Source organism: Xanthomonas cassavae CFBP 4642 (genome assembly GCF_000454545.1).
Taxonomy (GTDB): domain Bacteria; phylum Pseudomonadota; class Gammaproteobacteria; order Xanthomonadales; family Xanthomonadaceae; genus Xanthomonas; species Xanthomonas cassavae.
Map to the genome: position 1 here is coordinate 1 of NZ_CM002140.1, position 16,244 is coordinate 16,244.

Sequence of the window (16,244 nt, forward strand, 5' to 3'; positions counted from 1 at the left end):
TTGCGCCGTCGCGTCGTCGCGAGGCTGGGCGTGGTACTCGGCGACCTTCACTGTGCCGCAAATGGGGGCGCCACCGGCCAGATTCGTCGTCCGGTTCCGGTCCTTGATCTCGAACACGTATTCGCGTCGGCCTCCGGCATTGAACACGCGGTCGGGCTCGCTATTGGCACGCACCTGCGGCGTGTTTCCGCCGAAGCCTGCAAAGATCGAATTTGCAGCGTTCGCGCAGTAGCTCGCCGCGACATACTGCCGGGCGAACTGGCGCAGCCCATACTGGCTGCCGGGATCATTGACGGTTGCGATCAAGCCTTCGGGCTTGAGCAGCCCGAGCGTGACGCCCTTGTCGTAGACGGCATTTGCGAGGCCCACGCCCCACAGCGCGACCATGAGGCCGAATAGCTGGATGAAGCTAAAGCCGCTTGCAGTCGGCAGCAGCGATGCACCACCTGCGACGATACGAACGGGCGTCCAGAGCGACGACCAGTTCCGGCCCATCGCTTCGCCATCGTTCGCGGTATTCAGAACGCCGACTGCCGCGACGTAGGACACGATAAGCGACCCGACGACCAGCACGCCAGAATTGAACACGCTGAACATCGACGCGAGGATGTTTGCCGTCGCGCTTACGGTGTCGGGGTCGGCACCGGCCGCGAGCTGGTCAATGACCGGGCCGAAAACCTCGCGCAGGATCGCCACCGACTGATCGGTGCAAGGTTCCCCGTCAGAGGGGCAAGGGCTGAATGGCATTGGCATCGGCGGCAATTCCACGCTACGCGCGCGCGTAGCTTTACCGCGAGGATTGCACCGATTTTTCTAGCTTGCAATAAGTGGCTTTATGGTGTGCAGAGGGTGGCATTTTTAACGAACGGAATTGATGGCTTCTGCTTGCTGTTTACGCTGCATTTCCAGCACTTCATCAAGTGACTTTCCGTGTAGGTTTTCGCACCCATAATCGGCCGGGTAAGTCTGGCAATGCTGATGTAGATCGACTACGGACTGCGCCGCCAGTCGCGCGGTTTCCAGCTTTGCAGCCTGCGCGTCGGCGAGCTGCTGCGCCTGTGCATCGGCCTGCGTCTGCATCTCCGCCCGACCTGTGCGCCATGTATGTGAGGCGGCCACGTAGACCGCCACGGCGATGATGAGGCCATAGACCACGACCCCGCCGCTCCCGCGCGGGTCGATGCGCCGCGCTAACTCGTTCACGTCCCAAGCCATGCCGCTGCCCTCGCTGTTGCCTGCTGGCAAGCGTAGCAGTTCAGGGCAGGAAAAAGAGGCCAGCGAGCACGCCGACAATCACGCCGAACGCCAGCCCAGCTTTCGCAAACCGGAGGTCTAAAATCCGCACCTGTTCCCAGCTCTTGCCCGTCGCGTTCTTGTTCCAAGCCATGCCGTCACGCCTCACATATACAGGGGTTCAACGCGCAGCACTTCATCGACCGAGCGTTCCGCGATGTTGCCAATGAACAGGCATTCGTCGGCAGTCAGAGCACGCATGTCGGCTGGGCCGAACAGCTCTTGCCGCGTCATGCTCGTGCTTTCCGTCTCGCTTGTGGACTCGCTGCGACTTGCGCTGCCGTGCAGGCCGGTCGGGTTACTGCGGGACTCGGAATAGCTCGCGCTGCCCGTTGTCACTGTCACGTCCACTTGTCCTAAAACGGACTGGATCATGCGCAGCGTTTCGGTGTCCTCGGTACGGTAGATGATGCGCTGCCGGAAGTTTTGCAGTATCGCGTCCGATGCCTGCCTGTTTCCGCCCAAGGCTTGCGTCAACGAGGCGACGCCTTGCATGGAAACAATGCCGACCGTCTTTGTGCTGCGGCTCTTGTCCCAAAAGTCGCCATCGGACACGGGATCAATGATTGCTTGGTATTCGTCGCAGATGAACGCCACATGCCGCTGCTGATCCCACTCGGGATGTTGCTTGCGCTCCCGCATCATCGTGAAGAATCGCAGCTTTATCAGCAGGTAAGCGAAGCGTGCGCCTTCTTTGCCGTACTTCGTGACCGGCAAATTGACGATGAACACGGCCCCGTCTCGGATCAATTCCGATAGATCGGCCTCGCCCTGCACGCTGGCTTGCGAGAAGGCATCTACAAGGTCGGGATGGTTGAACGGCGACAGCACGGAATTGATGGTTCCCATGATGTTGCGTTTCAGCTTTTCATCATGCTTGTTCCAGACTTCCACAAAGAACCGTTGCGACTGCAAGAAAAGGCGCTGTTGCCGGTCTGTCATGCTCTCGATTTGCTCGGCTCCGGCGGCAAGTAGCTTGTCGCGCACGCTGTCATAGAACACGGCTTCATAGCACCCGGCGATGCTGTAATTCGGCGGATCGAGCAGATTCAGGAGGTTGAGTGCGTGCCGACACGACTCGACGGCAGAATCAACCCAAAACGCGCTGTCGCCGTGGCCCTGCCCTTCGGTGAGAAAACAGCTTTTCAGGTAGGACGCGGCGACTTCCGGCGTGCATCCCCGGAACAGGTTCAACGTCATGCCGCCGTCGCCCACGATCTTGACTGACCGGCCGCAGGCTTCGGCGATCTTCTCCGCCGTGTCCCGGTAATCTGTTTTTATGTCGAAAATCAGCGCGCCGGGGCTCTGTTGCAGCACACGAGAGAGCAGCGGATTGACGGAACGGGTTGTCTTACCTGAGCCGATGCCACCGAGTACCAGAATGTTCTTTGCGGCATCTTCCGGGCTTAGCTCAATGGGCGCACCTTCGGGCGTCGGCCAACCCGAATTGTCGGGCTTTCGCGCTTGCAGAAAGCCCGTCGAATGGCCGATGAAAAGCCCTTTGAAATCGTGCCGCCATGCCTCGCGCTGCGCGTCGTCAACGTCCTGCGTTGCTGCTGGCTGGGTTGCGGCTTCTTTGTCCGCCTTCCGGTCGCGCCAACCAAGATATAGCATGTACGCGATACTGACGGGGATACCGGTCCAGAGCGCCAGATTGAAAGCGTACCCTGCGCGGGCCATTCCGGACGGAGCGAACGGCCATGTGCCGATCCAGATTCCCAGCCACGCGGCCAGCACGAACAGGACGACACGCGGCAGCATCACATACTTGAACCATTGCGCGTTCCCGCGCTCGCCGACTTGGATTTCAGGCATAGCTCATTCCCTTGAGGAGCGCCGCGCCCGGCCGCGTTGCATTCAAGCTCCCGCCTGCGATGCAGGCTTGCGGCGCGGGCGCTTCTGGCGGGCGGTATCGCCGCGCATTGCAGCTTTCACGGCTCGCACGGGCGGTTGTTCGATGCCCTTGGCTTTCATCCGCTCGATGATCTGATCCAACGTGTAGCCCTTGCCGGCCATTTCTTTGATCCGGCCGCGCAGGGCTTCGACCAGCTCCGCAGCGGTGGCCGGGCGCTCGCCTGCGGGCACTTCTGGCGCGGCAGCGAACTCCTGATCGAGCGCGCGGAAAATGTCGGGTTCGTAGGTCTTGCGCCTGGTCGCGGCCATGTCTGCCTCGCTTGGTGTTGGGATGATGTCAACTGTACCCGGCCGTTACCACGATAGCGCAGGTATCGAAATCATCGGGCTTTCGTGTCGTCTAGTCAACAAACCGCCGTTGTGGTATACACGAGACATGCTAAACGCTCGCCGCCATTTGATTTTGCTTTGTGCCCATTGTCGCGGCATACCGTGCCGCCATTGTTTTGCACGGCGACATATAAAGAGCGCGGGCAAGCTGTGTTTTGCCCGACCGTCCGCAAGCGGACAGTCAGGCACCGGCCGGTTCAATTCGGGCGTTCGCCCTCATTTCACCAGCCTAAACAATCTTGCTCAGGGCTTCGCCCCGAGACCCCGCCGCCGTGCGGCCAGTCATTGCGGCGCTGCCGCCAGATGGAGCGTTCGCGATGGCGCGCAAGAAGTCTGAAACGCGCAAGCGCACTGTCGTTGCCTATGCGCGCATGACGCCCGAGGAATATGCGGACGTGCAGGAGAAGGCGGCGGCATCGGGGAACACGGTGTCGGCATTCATCCGGGCCGCGTCGCTTGGCCGGAAGCTGCGCGACCGGCAGGACCGCTTAGCAGTCGCGGAAGTCGTGGGCGTGGCGGCAGAAATGCGGCGGCTGGGCGGCCTACAAAAACACCTTTTCTATGAAGGCGGGAAGGCGCGAAGCGCCGAGTATTCTGCCGTGCTTGCGGCATTGAAAGCGGCGGGCGACGAGCTGACATTGGCACTCAAGCGGCTTGGACCGGACGAGGCCGAAATGGGCTTAGACGACGAGGCCGGGCCTGATGATTATTGAGCTTTTCGGCAAGCGCAACGATGGCGGCACATCGTTTCATTCGGCGGTGTCTTACATCGCCAGTCTGCGCGACCAGATCGACCCCGAGACCGGGGAAGTGATCGACCGGGGTATGGTGACGACATTCACGAACTGCCATTCGTTGGAAACGGCGGCGATTGAAATGTGGGGAACGTCCGCCTTGAGCGCACGCATCAAAGACCCGGTTTTCGCGGGTGTGCTTAGCTGGCAGTCGGGCGAGAACCCAACCGATGAACAGATGCACGAGGCTGGACTTCTGCATCTGAAAAATCAGGGAATGGAGGGGCACCAGTATGTCATGTCCGTGCATCGGGACACCGACAATGTGCATATTCACTTTGTTGCCAATCGTGTGCATCCTGAAACCGGCAGGGCTGCCGGTTTGAATCACAGCTATATGACGGCGGTTCGGTCAGCTCGCGAAATCGAGATTGCCCAGGGCTGGCAGCATGTCGAACAAGGCCCGTTTGTAGTGCGTGAACAGGGCGGGGAGAAGGTTGTCGATTACAGGCACGCCAGCGCCCAAGCGCGTATCGCGGAACGTGAAGCCAAGGGCAAGAACAAGCCAGATCAGGCGCGCAAAATGGAGGCATTCAGTCACGCGGAATCGTTGGCGTCATACGTGCAGGGAGAGCCGAAAAATGACGCGCTGGCGGCACTGCAGAATGGCGGCGACTGGCAAGCCTTGCACAAGGCGCTTGGGGTGCATGGTCTAGCGATCAAACCCAAGGGGCCGGGCTTCGCGATTCACAGCACGAGCGACCCAAATGCGGTTCCAGTGAAAGCGTCCACGATGGCGCAGGCGTTGGGCGGTTCTCGGCTGAAATCGAAGCTGGGCGAGTATCAGGAGCCGACGCCGGAGATTGCACGCACGGAACCGCGCCGGGAATACGTGAAGGAGCGGCCGAAGCGCGATCTCAAGATGCGCGAGGAACAGCGCGATGCGCGGGCGTTCGAGCGGGCGAAGCTGCGCAGCCGCTATGACAGCTATCGCACCGACTGGAACGCAGCGAAGGCCCCGGCCCGCGCCGACATGTACGAAGGCCAGCAGCGGCGACGCCGCGAATTGGCGACGAAGGCGAAGGCACAGCGCGAGCGTATCCGTGAAAGCGGCTTGTCGCCTACCGAACGCCGGGCGTTCTACAGCGTCGCGGCAATGCAGGCGGCGGCCGAGCGTAAGGAGCTGGCCGAGGCGATCAAAGCCGAGCGTGAGACGTTCAGAAAAGAGCGGCCGCAGGACTATCGGAGCTGGGTTGCGGATCGCGCGCAAGAAGGCGACCCGGCCGCCATCCGACAGGTCAGGGGCTGGGCCTATGCCGACAAGCGCAAGGCGCGGGAAATCGAGCGTGCCGACGCAGTAGCCGAGAACGGGCCGCACTTGGCCGTCAGCGACGGCCAAGTGCATGATCCGGCCCCGCCGCGCCGGTTGTCGGAGCGCGTGAGCTGGAACGTGGATCGCGACACCGGCACCGTGGCGTACCAGCTCGACGGCCGCGACGCATTCAGGGATTCCGGCCGCAGGATCGACTACACGACCGAAGGCCAGCGCGATGCCGACGCTATCGAGGCCGGGCTGTTGCTCGCGCGCGAGAAGTTCGGCGGCACCGCGCTGAACATCACCGGGCCGGACGAGTTCCGGCAGCGCGTGCTTGCCGTTGCCGTGGAACGCGGGCTTGACGTTCGATTCAGCGATCCCGAGCTTGAGCGCCGCCGCATCGAGGGCCTGCGCGAGCGGCAGGAAGCGCGTCGGACGCCCGGCCAGCGGCCGGACTGGACGCGGCACAGGGGAACCATCGCCAGCGACGGCGGAAGCCCGCAGCGGCCGCCAGAGGCTCCGCAGGAGCCGCCCGCGCGCAGGATGACGGCCGAGGAAGCAGCGGCTGCCCTTGCCCGGCCCCGACCCGTGGAGCCGGTGCAGGAGGTCGTGGAGGCGTTGGCGATCCAGCAGGCGGGCGAGGTGTACCGGCAGCAGCTCGAACGTGAGTTCCGCGAACGGTACGGCGAGCGGCCGGACCCGGCGCTGGCGTCCGGTGTGGTTTCCCGCTGGATGAAGCGGCAGGAACGCAATCTATGGGACCGCGACCACGGCAAGATTGACCAGCAGGTGCAGGAGCGCATGGCGTACCTGCGCAGCGACGCGCCTGACGCACGCGAGTTCCGCGCGCAGGCGTGGAAGGAGGCCCAAGAGAAATATAGCCGGGAGCATGAAGAATGGGCCAGCGGCCGCATGGCCGCGCTCATGGCGACCAGTTCGCAGGAGAAGGACACAGCACCAGAGCAGCAGCCCGACGACGCCCGCGCCCGGCGCGAGGCCGAAGTTCGCGCGCGCGCAGAGAAGCAAAAGCAGCAGGCCGCCGAGCGCGAGCAGCAGCAGGAGCGCGGTCGCGATGACGACAACACTCCGGCAAACAACGGGCCAGAGATAGGGAGATAGACCGATGGCTTTTGCGATACAGAAAAGCGCCGTTACAGTCACGCTCGACGGTAACGAGCTTGTCGCCGAGCTGCCAACAGGCCAGCACTTTCGTTCGGTTGATGCCGCTGATCTTGCCCGGATGCTGATCGCGGCGGGCGTCGATGCGGACAACGTGCGGATGCTTGACTGGCGGGAGGGTGACACGGCTCCGATGATCGGGCATCGGATCACGATTTTGTCGATGTTGCGCGCAGCGGCTACGCCTGAACAAAACGCCGAGGCGTACCGCATTGCGTTGGCGCTTGCGATTGATGGCCCGTGGGAACCTGCCGCCGCGCGGGACGTAGCGGAATGGATCGCGTGGTGGCAGCCATCCGCCCGTATTGCTGAAACCATGCCCGAGGCCGAGCGCAAACAGCTTTGGGACGCTGGGGCATGGCCGCCTGCCGCGCCGGAGCACGCCGGGCGCGTGCCGCCCGCATCGGTTCGGCGGTCGCTGCGGTTCGATGACCGGCATTGTCGCCAGACGATTGCCGCATACGAGCAAGCCAAGAGGAAACAGCCGTGAACGATGATGCAGCCCGTCTCGGGCAATCGGTACGATTCAGCAATGACCGGCTCACACTCGCGTGCGTCGATGAAATTCTGTCGCGCGGCGACCGCAATGCGTTTCTCGGGCTGTTACGCCTGATCGCCGCCGACCCGACCGGAGAAGTCGCGGAGCATGCCCGCACCTTGTATGCGCAGCGCGGCCGCGACTCCGAAGCGTCGAAATCTCACTATGCGGCGGCGATGTGGCTTGCGGAAGCGATGCGGCAATTTCCCATCGAGCGCGGCCGCGATGACTCGGAAATAGACCGATGAATGATCCCCTGCCCTACATCGCCGGTGTGGTGCGCGACGTGTTCCGCGACGTGCCCGGCCCCGGCCGCTGGCCGCGCGATGATGAAATCACCCGCGAGCTGGGCACCGCGACTCACTACTGCGTCCTCGCGCAGGGCCGCCCGGATGATGGCCCGCTGGCCGTCTGGATCGAGTTCGGCACGCAGGATGCGGACGCCCGCAATCGCCGCGAGCTGGGCGAGCTGTTCGCACGGTGGAATGGCGAGCGCATCGCCGAGGCCCGCGCGACGCTCGACGGCGAGCAAGCGCCTTTCGCGACGTTCGCCGCCGTGCTGTTCGACTACCTGCGGCTGCCGGTCATGGCCGGGCCGGTCACAGCCCGGCACGCTGAAATCGACCAGCATCGCGCGATGACGGCCGCCCTGAAAGCGCCGATCCGGTCCACACGGAGGCATTGACGATGCAGCCATCCCCTGCCCTGCCCGAGCTGATCGACCACCCTGCCCTGCCCGTGTTCGGCCGCGAAGTCCTAGCGGCGATCTTCCGCGACTGCGACGGTCCCGGCCTGTTCGGCGTCAGCGACGAGCTAACGCGCGAGCTGGGCGACGCATCGCGCTACATCGTCGCCCTTTCCGGTCGCCCGGATGCCGGGCCGCTGGCGGTCTGGCTGGACTTCGGCGACGTGGACGCAGCCGGGCAGCGGCGGCAGCGTGGCGACTTCCGGGCGCGGTGGATTCCGGTTGATGGGAAGATCGTCGGCGAGGTCGCGGCATCGCTCGACGGTGTGCCGGTGGCTGACTTCGGCGCGTTCGCGCGGGCGTTTGCCCCGTACATCTACGCGGACCTGCCGGGCGTCAGCGGCCCGGTCGTGCAGGCGCACCACACGCTGATGAACGCCGACGCGCGAGGCGTGACGGCTGCGATGGCTGCGCGGTGGCAGAGCTGGCGCGGGGATGATTCCAGTAAGCTGCATTGATGGGTTGCCCACCGCTTCCCCCCGGCCCTCCGATATGGAGGTCTCCGGGCCGGGGGCGGGCCTGCGGCCCGGCCGTGGACAATCCGTTTTCAATCGTAAAATCGTGTAATCGTAAATACAGAAAATTGGGTCAGCGTGGACGCGGGGATGGTGTGCGGCAGCGGATGGGCGACGGCCGCGCCGAGGCGGTGCGGCGGTGGGCGGTTCACGGGACAGCCAGAGCGGCCGCGCGGGCGCGGCCCGTCACCGGCGGGGACACCCCGCCACCCCGGGGCATCGTAGCGCGTTACGTTACGGTAGCGCGTTATGATGGCAGGCGGTCGGCCGATGCGATGAAACGCTGAGTCCCGGCATTCCGGGCGGCTTCGCGGGCGCGTAGGCGAGCTTTCATGCGCTGCCCGGCTTCGCGCATTTCCTCCCGCAGTGCGACGAGTTCGGCATCGGTCAGGCGGCGCACTGGCGGTTCGCCCGGCCGGATCGGGTCAAGGCGCTTGCATGCCGGTTCCGGCATCGCAGCGGGATCGGCGACGCCATCGAGGACGGCATCCAGCGTGTAGCGCGGGCGGGTCATCGGTCGATCCTCAATCGTTGAGCCTGTCGGCCAGTCGCGTCATTAGGTCCATGCGCTCGTGGAAGATCGCAACGATCAACGCGGGCGCGTTCTGGCGCGGCAGGCAAAACACGTAGTGATGTTCACAGCGGGCCATGCGCAGCGCGGGATAGAGTGCGTCCAGTTCCTTGAATACGCCCTGCCCTGCTGCGACGCGGGCAATGCCCGCTTTCAGCGTCGCGACGTAGGTGCGCACCTGCGTCGCGCCCCATTCCTTGCGCGTGTACCGGATGATGCCGCGCAAGTCGGCTTCCGCGTCGTCGGTCAGGACGTAGTTCAAGCACGGCCACCTTCGGCCAGTTCTTCATCAAGAATCTGGTCGATGCTCTTGTCCGACACATTGCCGGACAGCCCGGCTTTGATCCGGTCGCCGAGCAGGGCTTTCAGTTCCTGCCACGCCTGATCGGCGTCGGTGTCGCCGGGGAACAGCCGTTCGAGCGCGTATTGCTTGATCGTCTTGCCCTGCAACGCCGCAAGCGCCTTGAGGCTCTGGTGCTGCTGGTCGGTCATGTCGATGGTTAAGCGGCTCATGCGATCACCTCGTAAATTCCCACATCCCCACATTACCACATATGGAGGTCAGGGGCCATCCCTGAATGCCTGCTGACTGGCTAAAATGAATTGGCAGATTGAGCCTAGCTAAATAGGATCGGCTATTGAAATTTGAGCCATGCCCAGCTAGGATGGCTCAAAAGGGTAAACCCTATTTCGCCGTTCAACCGGCCCACTCGGAGGCTCTATGCCACACTACTTGCATGTGTACCGCACACCGTCCGGCCAGTGGTCGGGAAAGGTGCTTGAAGAAGTCGCCGGAATCGCTGTATGCGAACACCCGGTCGAGGTTCTGGAATCTGCGCTGGAACAGTTCGAGGGCATCGAGGACTTGCCGAAAGATGCCGAGCTGCTGGCCAACTACGCCAATTCTTGCGAGCGGCGGCCCGGATCGAGGGAAGCCAATCGGTCGTTCGATTTCGCAACATACGACAAGCGCGGCGAGACCTATGCCGACCAGTGGTTCTTAGGAGCCGAGCCGATGAACAGCACGAACACCAATGCCATTACCCTGCCCCTGCCCGGCCCGTTCGCTCGATTCTGCGAGCGCGCCCACGTCGCGCCGGAAGCCCTGTTGATGGCGTTCATGGCCGACCTTGTCGAGCTGTCCCGCCCTACGGCCGGTGAATGTCTGCACGCCCGTCGCTGGTTCGATTCAGTCACGGAGCCAGTCGACGCTGAGGTCACGGCCTGATGCCCGAGCTGGAACGCAAGATCGCCCGCGTCTATCTGCGCGTCAGCACCGACGAACAGGATTTGCAGCGGCAGGATGCCGTGATCGCCGAGGCTAAGGCCGCCGGGTATTACGTCGCGGGCGTGTACCGCGAGAAGGCCAGCGGCGCACGTCCTGACCGGCCCGAGCTGCTGCGCATGGTCGCGGACCTGCAACCCGGCGAAGTGGTCATTGCGGAGAAGATCGACCGGATTTCACGTCTGCCGCTCGAAGAAGCGGAGCAGCTTGTCGCGGCGATCCGCGCCAAGGGCGCGCGGCTGGCTGTGCCGGGCATCGTGGACCTGTCCGAGCTTGCTGCCGTTGCGCAGGGCGTGCCCCGCATCGTGCTGGACGCAGTGCAGGATATGCTCCTGCGCGTCGCGTTGCAGATGGCCCGCGACGACTACGAGGACCGCCGCGAGCGGCAGCGACAGGGCATCGAGCTGGCGAAGAAGAAGGGCCGCTATACGGGCCGCAAGGCCGATACCAAGGCCCACGAGCGCATCGTCGCGCTGCGGACTGCTGGCCGCAGCATCGCCGACACGGCACGGCTTGCCGGATGCAGCCCGGCGACCGTCAAGCGCGTGTGGGCCGAACACCAGAAGGCACAGGCGGAAGCGTAGGCGGGCGGCACAAGCCACTTGCCTTGCATCTGTAAAATCGTAAAATCGTAATTCCGTAAATACGGAAAAGGAGTCAATCGTGATCGTTGGTCTGTTGAACCAAAAAGGCGGCGTCGGGAAAACAACGCTGGCCGTGAACCTCGCCGCCAGCCTCACGCGGGACGGCTCCCGCGTCTTGCTGATCGACGCCGACCCTCAAGGCAGCGCCTTGGATTGGGCCGCCGCTCGCGATGGCGAACCGCTGTTCTCGGTGGTCGGGTTTCCCCGGCCGACCGTCCACAAGGACATTGCCCAGCTCGGGCAGGGTTACGAACACATCGTGATCGACGGCCCGCCGCGTGTGACCGACCTCGCCCGCTCGGCGATCATGGCGGCGGACGTGGTGCTGATCCCGGTCCAGCCTTCGCCTTACGACATATGGGCCGCCGATGAAGTCGTGAAGCTGATCGAGGAGGCCCGCGTCTACAAGGACGCACTGAAAGCCGCATTTGTGGTGAATCGTAAAATCGTAAATACGGCGATTGGCCGCGACGTGGGCGAAGCCCTCGCCGCCTATCCGGTCCCCGCGCTGGCGGCATCCGTCACGCAGCGCGTCGTATTCGCCGAAGCCGTCGCACGAGGGCAGGCCGTCCATGAAATCGACGCCGAGGGACCGGCAGCGGCCGAGATTGAGGCCGTGCGCAAGGAGCTGATGGAGTTCGCACGATGAGCAAGAAAATCCAGATTGGCGGCAAGCCGACCGCCCGGCCTGCACCTGCGGGCAACGCCGACGAATGGGTTTCCAAACGTGCTGCCCCGGCTACGGCTACCGCGCCTGCCGAACCCGCCGAGAAGATGAAGCGGCTGACCATCGACGTGGCCGAAAGCCTGCATCGGGACATCAAGCGCAAGTGCGCCGACGAGGGCGTGAAGATCGCGGACGTGGCGCGCGAGCTGCTGCGCGAGTGGTCACGAAAATCGTAAAATCGTAATTCTGTATTTGCGCCTTTGCGATTTTACGGAAATCGCAGAGATGGATTATAATCCAACTATCGGCAATCAACGCTAATTGCACTAGCGTTGCAAATGAGCGAGAATCCGGGCATGCTTGAGTCGTATGACGTTGATTTGGAGTCGGTCCCCATTGTTTCGCCGCCCATTTTCCGTGAGCTGGCCGGTGCCGGTGCCGTGCAAGGTGCTTGCATCCGTTCGGTTGACGACGAGAAAGGGCTGGTGATCGTACTGCGCGTGGCGAACCAGAACCGCGTGCTGGGAGTGCAGCGAGCCTTGCGGCCGCGCTTCTTCCAGTCCGTTGATGGCGCAGCCAGCATCTTGCAGCAGGCGGGCATCACCGAGTGGGCGGCCAAGATCGACAATTGGACGCCTCGCACGCTGAAATACCAGCAGCGGGCAGCGAAGAAGGAGCAGGCGACGACGTAACAGGCGCTCGGGCGGCGGGTGGCACCGCAGCCGGGCCAGAAAAAGCAAAACCCCCCGGTGGCACGGAGGGTTTGCAGGTATCTGTTCCGAAGGCTGGAAAGCCGTAGAACGTTCTTAACGCTAAGAACAATTCTACCTCGCCAGCTTCCGGGACGCAATGGCGCATGCGCGGATTTTTCGCGCAGGCCCGGACCCGGAGGGTAGGTGGACACACGATCATCGGCGCAGCTCGCGCTATTTGGTCCCGAAGATGAAGCCGGGGCCTACCACGATACGGCCCGCTGGGGCTATTTCTCGCTGTTGGTAGGGCAGGGCAGTCACCGCAAGCAGGACAGCTACAAGCTGGCCGTGATGCCGACCGTGCTGGCGATGGTGGACCCCACGCGCGACACTTGGCTGTCGCAGGCCGAGTTCAGGGTTCCGAACCGCCGTGTGGTGAATCTGGCCCGGATCGGGCTGCTTTTCGCTGATTTGGACACCTACCGGCTGCCTTGGGCCGCGAACAGGACGCCGGAACAGCTCGCGGCGGCCGTCCTGCACCATTGCGCCGAGGAAGGGCTGCCGACGCCCTCGCTGCTGGTCTACAGCGGCCGCGGCATTCAGGCGAAATGGCTGCTGGACGGCACCATTCCGCGGCAGGCGCTGCCCCGCTGGAACGCCTGCCAGCGGTATCTGGTGGACCGCCTCGCCCCGCTGGGGGCCGATCCCATCGCCAAGGACGCCTCGCGCGTGCTGCGGCTGGTCAACACCGTCAACACCAAGAGCGGCAACGTCTGCCGCGTCGTCCACGTCCAACACGGCCCGGACGGCGAGCCGGTGCGCTACGGGTTCGAGTTCATGGCCGAGGCACTTTTGCCGGTGGCGCGCTGGACCATCGAGCAGCAGCGCCGCGATCGCGTCGAGCGGCGGCAGCTCAAGCTCCTGCCCGGCGGCAAGACCGACAACCTGCGCGGCTTCTCCGGCCGACAACTGGCGTGGGACCGTCTAGAGGATCTTCGGAAGCTGGCCGAGCTGCGCGGAGGCGTGCAGGAAGGCGAGCGCATGCAGCATCTGTTCTGGCGGGTCAATTTCCTGCTGTTGAGCGGCGCGACGCACAGCAGCCAGATGTACCACGAGGCGGCCGCGCTCGCCGGCGAACTGGACCCAGCATGGAACTACCGCAGCAAGGAGCTGATGACGCTCTACGGCAAGGCCAAGGCGTTTGAGGCAGGCGAGAAGGTCACTTTCGGCGGCCGCCAGCTCCCGCCGCTGTACACGCCCAAGAACGACAGCCTCATTTCCCTGTTCAGGATCACCGACGACGAGCAGCGGCAGCTCCGCACGCTTATTTCCCGAGACATGGCCGCCGAACGGCGGCGTAAACGCGACAGGAAGCGCGACGAGGCGCGCAGGCGGGCGTCGGGTGCTGTGGATCGGGAAACCTACCTAGAGGGCGCGCAGGAGCGTCGTAGGGCCGCGCAGGCGCTGCGAGCCGAGGGGTTGAGCGTCCGGGCCATCGCTGCCCGGCTGGGCGTCAGCAAGTCGCTGGCGGCTCTGTATGCGGCAGGAGAGGGCGTCCAAAGTCCCTCCCGTATTACAGGCGCGGAGGCGGGAACCGCTGGTGTCCAAAGTCCCTCCCCTATTTCTAATGGCGTAGCCCCCGCGACTGAGGATTCCGCATGATGGCATGTTTCACGTGTGGCGCGGTTCTCCGGCCGCAGGCCGGGAGTAGCCCCCGTGTTGAAATAACACGAGTAGCCCGGCAAGCCGCCGTAGGCGGCGCGCAGGCCGCTTTGCGGCCGGAGAGGGAAGGGGGTTCGGGGGAAGGGATCGGCGGCCGTTGCGTGCCCTTCCCGAGTAGCCCGCCGTGCCGTCAGGCGCGGCCCCCGGTCCAGTTCGCAGGGGTACGCCAGTGAGCCGCGCTCGCCGATCCTTCCCGACCGAGCTGCTAGCCCGGCTGCGCGACATGCCGGTGCCCGAGGGGCTAGACCTGTTGGGCGTCTACTGGAAGCGCGACCCCGATTTCCGGCCGCTCAAGGACAAGACGACGATTCGCGTGAATGTTTCTATCGGCGGCGGCGGCGTGGAGCTGTTGGCGACTGGGCCTAAATGGTTCGACACTCGTGCCGAGAAGGGCGGCGGCGGGGCTATCGACCTTGCGATGCACCTGTTCCGGCTCGACTTCGTTTCGGCGGTCAAGCGCCTTGAGGGTTTGCAGTGACAGACGAGAACACCGCCGAGCTGGACGCGCTACGAGAGCGAATCGCAGCCGATGGTCGATGGTGGCGGGCCGTGATCGGGGTTGCCTCGCTGATCCGTGAACGGTTGGTTACGCCGAGCCTTTCACGCCGGGAATACGCCGATGACTTCGCGTTCCTGCGCATCGAGCTTGCCGAAGCCATGACCGGCGGCGCGGCGCTGATCGAATACGGCGTGCGTGTCGGCCGAGACAGCCACACGGTCGGGGTTGTGACCGGGCGATGGACCGGCACCGGCTTAGAGGACGTGCGGGCGTGGAATGAAGGGCTGCCGTGCGAGCTGGCCGAGGCGTGGCGCTGGATCGAGCGCGGCGGGCTGGACGAGATGCCCGAGCTGCGCGCCGCGCAGCGGGCACGCTGGACGGGGCATTAAGTCGTATAATCGTAATTCCGTAAAATCGTATTTACAGAATTACTCCACGGATCGCACGGCGTCGCCACGCACAGCCCTTTCCTGCGCCTCAGCCGTGCGCTTTCGGACATGCTCAAGCCGCTGGCTGGTCAGCACCGCAAGCAGCGCCTCGACGCTCTGTTTTTTGTCGTAGATGGCTTCCTGCAAGTAGTTCGACACACCTTGCGCCCGCACGAAGTCCACATAGAGCGCGCGGCTGGTGACGCGCGTCAGCTCGTTGTTCCAGTCCGCCGACTGGAACCGGCGGGCCGCTTCCGTCGCCAGCATTTCGTTCACCGACAGGGTTTCATATGCGCCGACCGGCGGACCGGGCAGGGCACCGAAGCTGTCAGCATCCGATAGATAGTCCTCGACGGGCTGCCCGGCTTGCTGGGCGAGCAGGAGCTGCATGTTTCCGGCCGCCGCTTCGGCCGGGGCAATCGCGCCATCTGGCGGCGAGCCGCCCGGCGGCACGTTGCCGAACACGATTTGATGCTGTTCCTTGGTGTCGGCGCCGAGGATCGCGTCTAGGCTCTTGTCCTTGAAGGGGTTCGGGGAGCAATGGAACAGGGAAGTCAGTTAAGCCTTCACCAGTGCCGGTCGGTGCCCTCCATGAGGGTCGGCAGGGATTCGTGTAAAAAACAGCCAAAAGTGAGCTAACTTGCTGTAAGTAAAGGTTTCTTACACCAATCCCTGCCGACCCTCAAGGTGAGTCCTGAGCGAGCCAACCTCGTGCCGGGCCTACTCGAAGCTTGAAAGCGCACTTATCACGGCCCAGGGCGGTTCAACCGCTTTTTCTGGCGCGCGGCCAGCGCGCCTTTTGAGACGGTTTCCCCCGTTTCCGGGTCGATCACCTTCTGGCGCCCGGCCAGCGTGGATCTGGGAATTGGCCGGGCCGTGCTCGAGCCGGGAGCCTGTGAGGGAAGGCCGGGGGGAGTCGGTCCCTTTCCCGTGCTGGCGGTAGCCGGCATGACCGTCGCATGCGTGGACGAACTGGCTATCAATGAAGCTGAAGGTGAAGGGGCGGGATAGTGTCCAACGCCATGGGAATAGCTCGATGGAGGGGGGGGGGCGCGATTGCAGGGCAATCAACAGACTCTCCCGCAGGCACCGACAGCTCCGACTGGTTGGCAACCTCCTGGAATGCAGGGGCGCTTGAGGCAGAGATTGGAGTGTCTGGTATGTCCAGAAAGT

23 protein-coding genes are annotated in these 16,244 nt (G+C 64.0%); 14 read left to right on the forward strand and 9 right to left on the reverse strand.

Annotated features, from left to right (window positions below; translation table 11 throughout):
- From XCSCFBP4642_RS30310 to XCSCFBP4642_RS0123185, 5 genes are all read right to left on the reverse strand, one after another.
- The coding region (locus XCSCFBP4642_RS30310) for a DotA/TraY family protein (RefSeq protein WP_235048319.1) at positions 1-747 on the reverse strand (747 nt) is incomplete at its 3' end.
- Positions 748-858: 111 nt separating this feature from the next.
- On the reverse strand, positions 859-1,215 hold the full coding sequence (locus tag XCSCFBP4642_RS0123170) for a hypothetical protein (protein WP_029221878.1): 357 nt from the start codon (positions 1,213-1,215) through the stop codon (positions 859-861).
- Positions 1,216-1,255: 40 nt separating this feature from the next.
- The gene (locus XCSCFBP4642_RS30420; protein ID WP_017154705.1) at positions 1,256-1,387 is read right to left on the reverse strand and encodes a hypothetical protein; all 132 of its coding nucleotides are present in this window, start codon (positions 1,385-1,387) and stop codon (positions 1,256-1,258) included.
- Positions 1,388-1,398: 11 nt separating this feature from the next.
- On the reverse strand, positions 1,399-3,108 hold the full coding sequence (locus tag XCSCFBP4642_RS0123180) for a type IV secretory system conjugative DNA transfer family protein (protein ID WP_017154704.1): 1,710 nt from the start codon (positions 3,106-3,108) through the stop codon (positions 1,399-1,401).
- A 42-nt stretch (positions 3,109-3,150) separates the two neighbouring features.
- On the reverse strand, positions 3,151-3,456 hold the full coding sequence (locus XCSCFBP4642_RS0123185) for a hypothetical protein (RefSeq protein ID WP_017154703.1): 306 nt from the start codon (positions 3,454-3,456) through the stop codon (positions 3,151-3,153).
- 398 nt (positions 3,457-3,854) lie between these two features.
- Between XCSCFBP4642_RS0123185 and mobA the strand changes: the two genes are divergently transcribed.
- The 6 genes from mobA to XCSCFBP4642_RS0123215 are packed head-to-tail and all read left to right on the forward strand — an operon-like array spanning position 3,855 to position 8,506.
- A complete protein-coding gene (mobA, locus tag XCSCFBP4642_RS0123190) occupies positions 3,855-4,250 on the forward strand; it encodes a plasmid mobilization protein MobA (RefSeq protein ID WP_029221879.1) in 396 nt (131 codons plus the stop codon).
- The gene (gene traI / locus XCSCFBP4642_RS0123195; protein ID WP_029221880.1) at positions 4,240-6,705 is read left to right on the forward strand and encodes a TraI/MobA(P) family conjugative relaxase; all 2,466 of its coding nucleotides are present in this window, start codon (positions 4,240-4,242) and stop codon (positions 6,703-6,705) included. The genes mobA and traI overlap by 11 nt, the downstream gene beginning before the upstream one ends.
- A 4-nt stretch (positions 6,706-6,709) precedes the next feature.
- The gene (locus XCSCFBP4642_RS30315; RefSeq protein WP_029221881.1) at positions 6,710-7,255 is read left to right on the forward strand and encodes a hypothetical protein; all 546 of its coding nucleotides are present in this window, start codon (positions 6,710-6,712) and stop codon (positions 7,253-7,255) included.
- Positions 7,252-7,551 (forward strand): hypothetical protein, encoded by a 300-nt coding sequence (locus XCSCFBP4642_RS0123205; RefSeq protein WP_017154727.1) that lies wholly within the window; start codon positions 7,252-7,254, stop codon positions 7,549-7,551. Before XCSCFBP4642_RS30315 ends, XCSCFBP4642_RS0123205 begins: the two co-directional genes overlap by 4 nt.
- Entirely contained in the window at positions 7,548-7,988 is a 441-nt protein-coding gene (locus tag XCSCFBP4642_RS0123210) for a hypothetical protein (protein ID WP_017154726.1), read from the forward strand. Before XCSCFBP4642_RS0123205 ends, XCSCFBP4642_RS0123210 begins: the two co-directional genes overlap by 4 nt.
- Positions 7,989-7,990: 2 nt before the next feature.
- Positions 7,991-8,506 (forward strand): hypothetical protein, encoded by a 516-nt coding sequence (locus XCSCFBP4642_RS0123215; protein ID WP_029221882.1) that lies wholly within the window; start codon positions 7,991-7,993, stop codon positions 8,504-8,506.
- Positions 8,507-8,810: 304 nt separating this feature from the next.
- Here XCSCFBP4642_RS0123215 and XCSCFBP4642_RS0123220 read toward each other — a convergent pair whose 3' ends face one another.
- The 3 genes from XCSCFBP4642_RS0123220 to XCSCFBP4642_RS0123230 are packed head-to-tail and all read right to left on the reverse strand — an operon-like array spanning position 8,811 to position 9,647.
- The gene (locus XCSCFBP4642_RS0123220; protein WP_029221883.1) at positions 8,811-9,077 is read right to left on the reverse strand and encodes a hypothetical protein; all 267 of its coding nucleotides are present in this window, start codon (positions 9,075-9,077) and stop codon (positions 8,811-8,813) included.
- A gap of 10 nt (positions 9,078-9,087) precedes the next feature.
- On the reverse strand, positions 9,088-9,396 hold the full coding sequence (locus tag XCSCFBP4642_RS0123225; protein WP_017173689.1) for a type II toxin-antitoxin system RelE/ParE family toxin: 309 nt from the start codon (positions 9,394-9,396) through the stop codon (positions 9,088-9,090).
- The gene (locus XCSCFBP4642_RS0123230; protein WP_029221884.1) at positions 9,393-9,647 is read right to left on the reverse strand and encodes an antitoxin; all 255 of its coding nucleotides are present in this window, start codon (positions 9,645-9,647) and stop codon (positions 9,393-9,395) included. Before XCSCFBP4642_RS0123230 ends, XCSCFBP4642_RS0123225 begins: the two co-directional genes overlap by 4 nt.
- A 208-nt stretch (positions 9,648-9,855) precedes the next feature.
- On the opposite strand from XCSCFBP4642_RS0123230, the gene XCSCFBP4642_RS30320 reads away from it, so the two are divergent.
- The 8 genes from XCSCFBP4642_RS30320 to XCSCFBP4642_RS0123275 all read left to right on the forward strand — a co-directional run bounded on the left by XCSCFBP4642_RS30320 (position 9,856) and on the right by XCSCFBP4642_RS0123275 (position 15,032).
- Positions 9,856-10,362 carry a hypothetical protein gene (locus XCSCFBP4642_RS30320; RefSeq protein WP_228325774.1) on the forward strand — a complete coding sequence of 169 codons (507 nt, stop codon included), beginning with the start codon at positions 9,856-9,858 and terminating at the stop codon, positions 10,360-10,362.
- A complete protein-coding gene (locus XCSCFBP4642_RS0123245; protein WP_017173692.1) occupies positions 10,362-11,003 on the forward strand; it encodes a recombinase family protein in 642 nt (213 codons plus the stop codon). The genes XCSCFBP4642_RS30320 and XCSCFBP4642_RS0123245 overlap by 1 nt, the downstream gene beginning before the upstream one ends.
- Before the next feature lie 79 nt (positions 11,004-11,082).
- The gene (gene parA, locus XCSCFBP4642_RS0123250) at positions 11,083-11,712 is read left to right on the forward strand and encodes a ParA family partition ATPase (protein ID WP_017173693.1); all 630 of its coding nucleotides are present in this window, start codon (positions 11,083-11,085) and stop codon (positions 11,710-11,712) included.
- Entirely contained in the window at positions 11,709-11,966 is a 258-nt protein-coding gene (locus XCSCFBP4642_RS0123255) for a plasmid partition protein ParG (RefSeq protein WP_017173694.1), read from the forward strand. The genes parA and XCSCFBP4642_RS0123255 overlap by 4 nt, the downstream gene beginning before the upstream one ends.
- 102 nt (positions 11,967-12,068) lie before the next feature.
- Positions 12,069-12,422, forward strand: a complete 354-nt coding sequence (gene parC, locus XCSCFBP4642_RS0123260) for a ParC family partition-associated protein (RefSeq protein ID WP_228325780.1) — start codon at positions 12,069-12,071, stop codon at positions 12,420-12,422.
- Positions 12,423-12,626: 204 nt separating this feature from the next.
- Positions 12,627-14,084 carry a hypothetical protein gene (locus tag XCSCFBP4642_RS0123265; protein WP_029221886.1) on the forward strand — a complete coding sequence of 486 codons (1,458 nt, stop codon included), beginning with the start codon at positions 12,627-12,629 and terminating at the stop codon, positions 14,082-14,084.
- 283 nt (positions 14,085-14,367) lie between these two features.
- Positions 14,368-14,622, forward strand: coding sequence for a hypothetical protein (locus XCSCFBP4642_RS0123270; protein WP_017173679.1), 255 nt, complete (start codon positions 14,368-14,370; stop codon positions 14,620-14,622).
- Positions 14,619-15,032, forward strand: coding sequence for a hypothetical protein (locus tag XCSCFBP4642_RS0123275; RefSeq protein ID WP_017173680.1), 414 nt, complete (start codon positions 14,619-14,621; stop codon positions 15,030-15,032). Before XCSCFBP4642_RS0123270 ends, XCSCFBP4642_RS0123275 begins: the two co-directional genes overlap by 4 nt.
- 39 nt (positions 15,033-15,071) lie before the next feature.
- On the opposite strand, the gene XCSCFBP4642_RS25690 is transcribed toward XCSCFBP4642_RS0123275, so the two are convergent.
- Entirely contained in the window at positions 15,072-15,536 is a 465-nt protein-coding gene (locus XCSCFBP4642_RS25690; protein WP_228325781.1) for a hypothetical protein, read from the reverse strand.
- Positions 15,537-16,244: the final 708 nt, after the last annotated feature.

Coding starts and splice junctions, on each gene's coding strand:
- XCSCFBP4642_RS0123170 (WP_029221878.1), bottom strand. CDS start 1,215: ATGGCTTGGGACGTGAACGAGTTAGCGCGGCGCATCGACCCGCGCGGG.
- XCSCFBP4642_RS30420 (WP_017154705.1), bottom strand. CDS start 1,387: ATGGCTTGGAACAAGAACGCGACGGGCAAGAGCTGGGAACAGGTGCGG.
- XCSCFBP4642_RS0123180 (WP_017154704.1), bottom strand. CDS start 3,108: ATGCCTGAAATCCAAGTCGGCGAGCGCGGGAACGCGCAATGGTTCAAG.
- XCSCFBP4642_RS0123185 (WP_017154703.1), bottom strand. CDS start 3,456: ATGGCCGCGACCAGGCGCAAGACCTACGAACCCGACATTTTCCGCGCG.
- mobA (WP_029221879.1), top strand. CDS start 3,855: ATGGCGCGCAAGAAGTCTGAAACGCGCAAGCGCACTGTCGTTGCCTAT.
- traI (WP_029221880.1), top strand. CDS start 4,240: ATGATTATTGAGCTTTTCGGCAAGCGCAACGATGGCGGCACATCGTTT.
- XCSCFBP4642_RS30315 (WP_029221881.1), top strand. CDS start 6,710: ATGGCTTTTGCGATACAGAAAAGCGCCGTTACAGTCACGCTCGACGGT.
- XCSCFBP4642_RS0123210 (WP_017154726.1), top strand. CDS start 7,548: ATGAATGATCCCCTGCCCTACATCGCCGGTGTGGTGCGCGACGTGTTC.
- XCSCFBP4642_RS0123215 (WP_029221882.1), top strand. CDS start 7,991: ATGCAGCCATCCCCTGCCCTGCCCGAGCTGATCGACCACCCTGCCCTG.
- XCSCFBP4642_RS0123220 (WP_029221883.1), bottom strand. CDS start 9,077: ATGACCCGCCCGCGCTACACGCTGGATGCCGTCCTCGATGGCGTCGCC.
- XCSCFBP4642_RS0123230 (WP_029221884.1), bottom strand. CDS start 9,647: ATGAGCCGCTTAACCATCGACATGACCGACCAGCAGCACCAGAGCCTC.
- XCSCFBP4642_RS30320 (WP_228325774.1), top strand. CDS start 9,856: ATGCCACACTACTTGCATGTGTACCGCACACCGTCCGGCCAGTGGTCG.
- XCSCFBP4642_RS0123245 (WP_017173692.1), top strand. CDS start 10,362: ATGCCCGAGCTGGAACGCAAGATCGCCCGCGTCTATCTGCGCGTCAGC.
- XCSCFBP4642_RS0123255 (WP_017173694.1), top strand. CDS start 11,709: ATGAGCAAGAAAATCCAGATTGGCGGCAAGCCGACCGCCCGGCCTGCA.
- parC (WP_228325780.1), top strand. CDS start 12,069: ATGAGCGAGAATCCGGGCATGCTTGAGTCGTATGACGTTGATTTGGAG.
- XCSCFBP4642_RS0123270 (WP_017173679.1), top strand. CDS start 14,368: ATGCCGGTGCCCGAGGGGCTAGACCTGTTGGGCGTCTACTGGAAGCGC.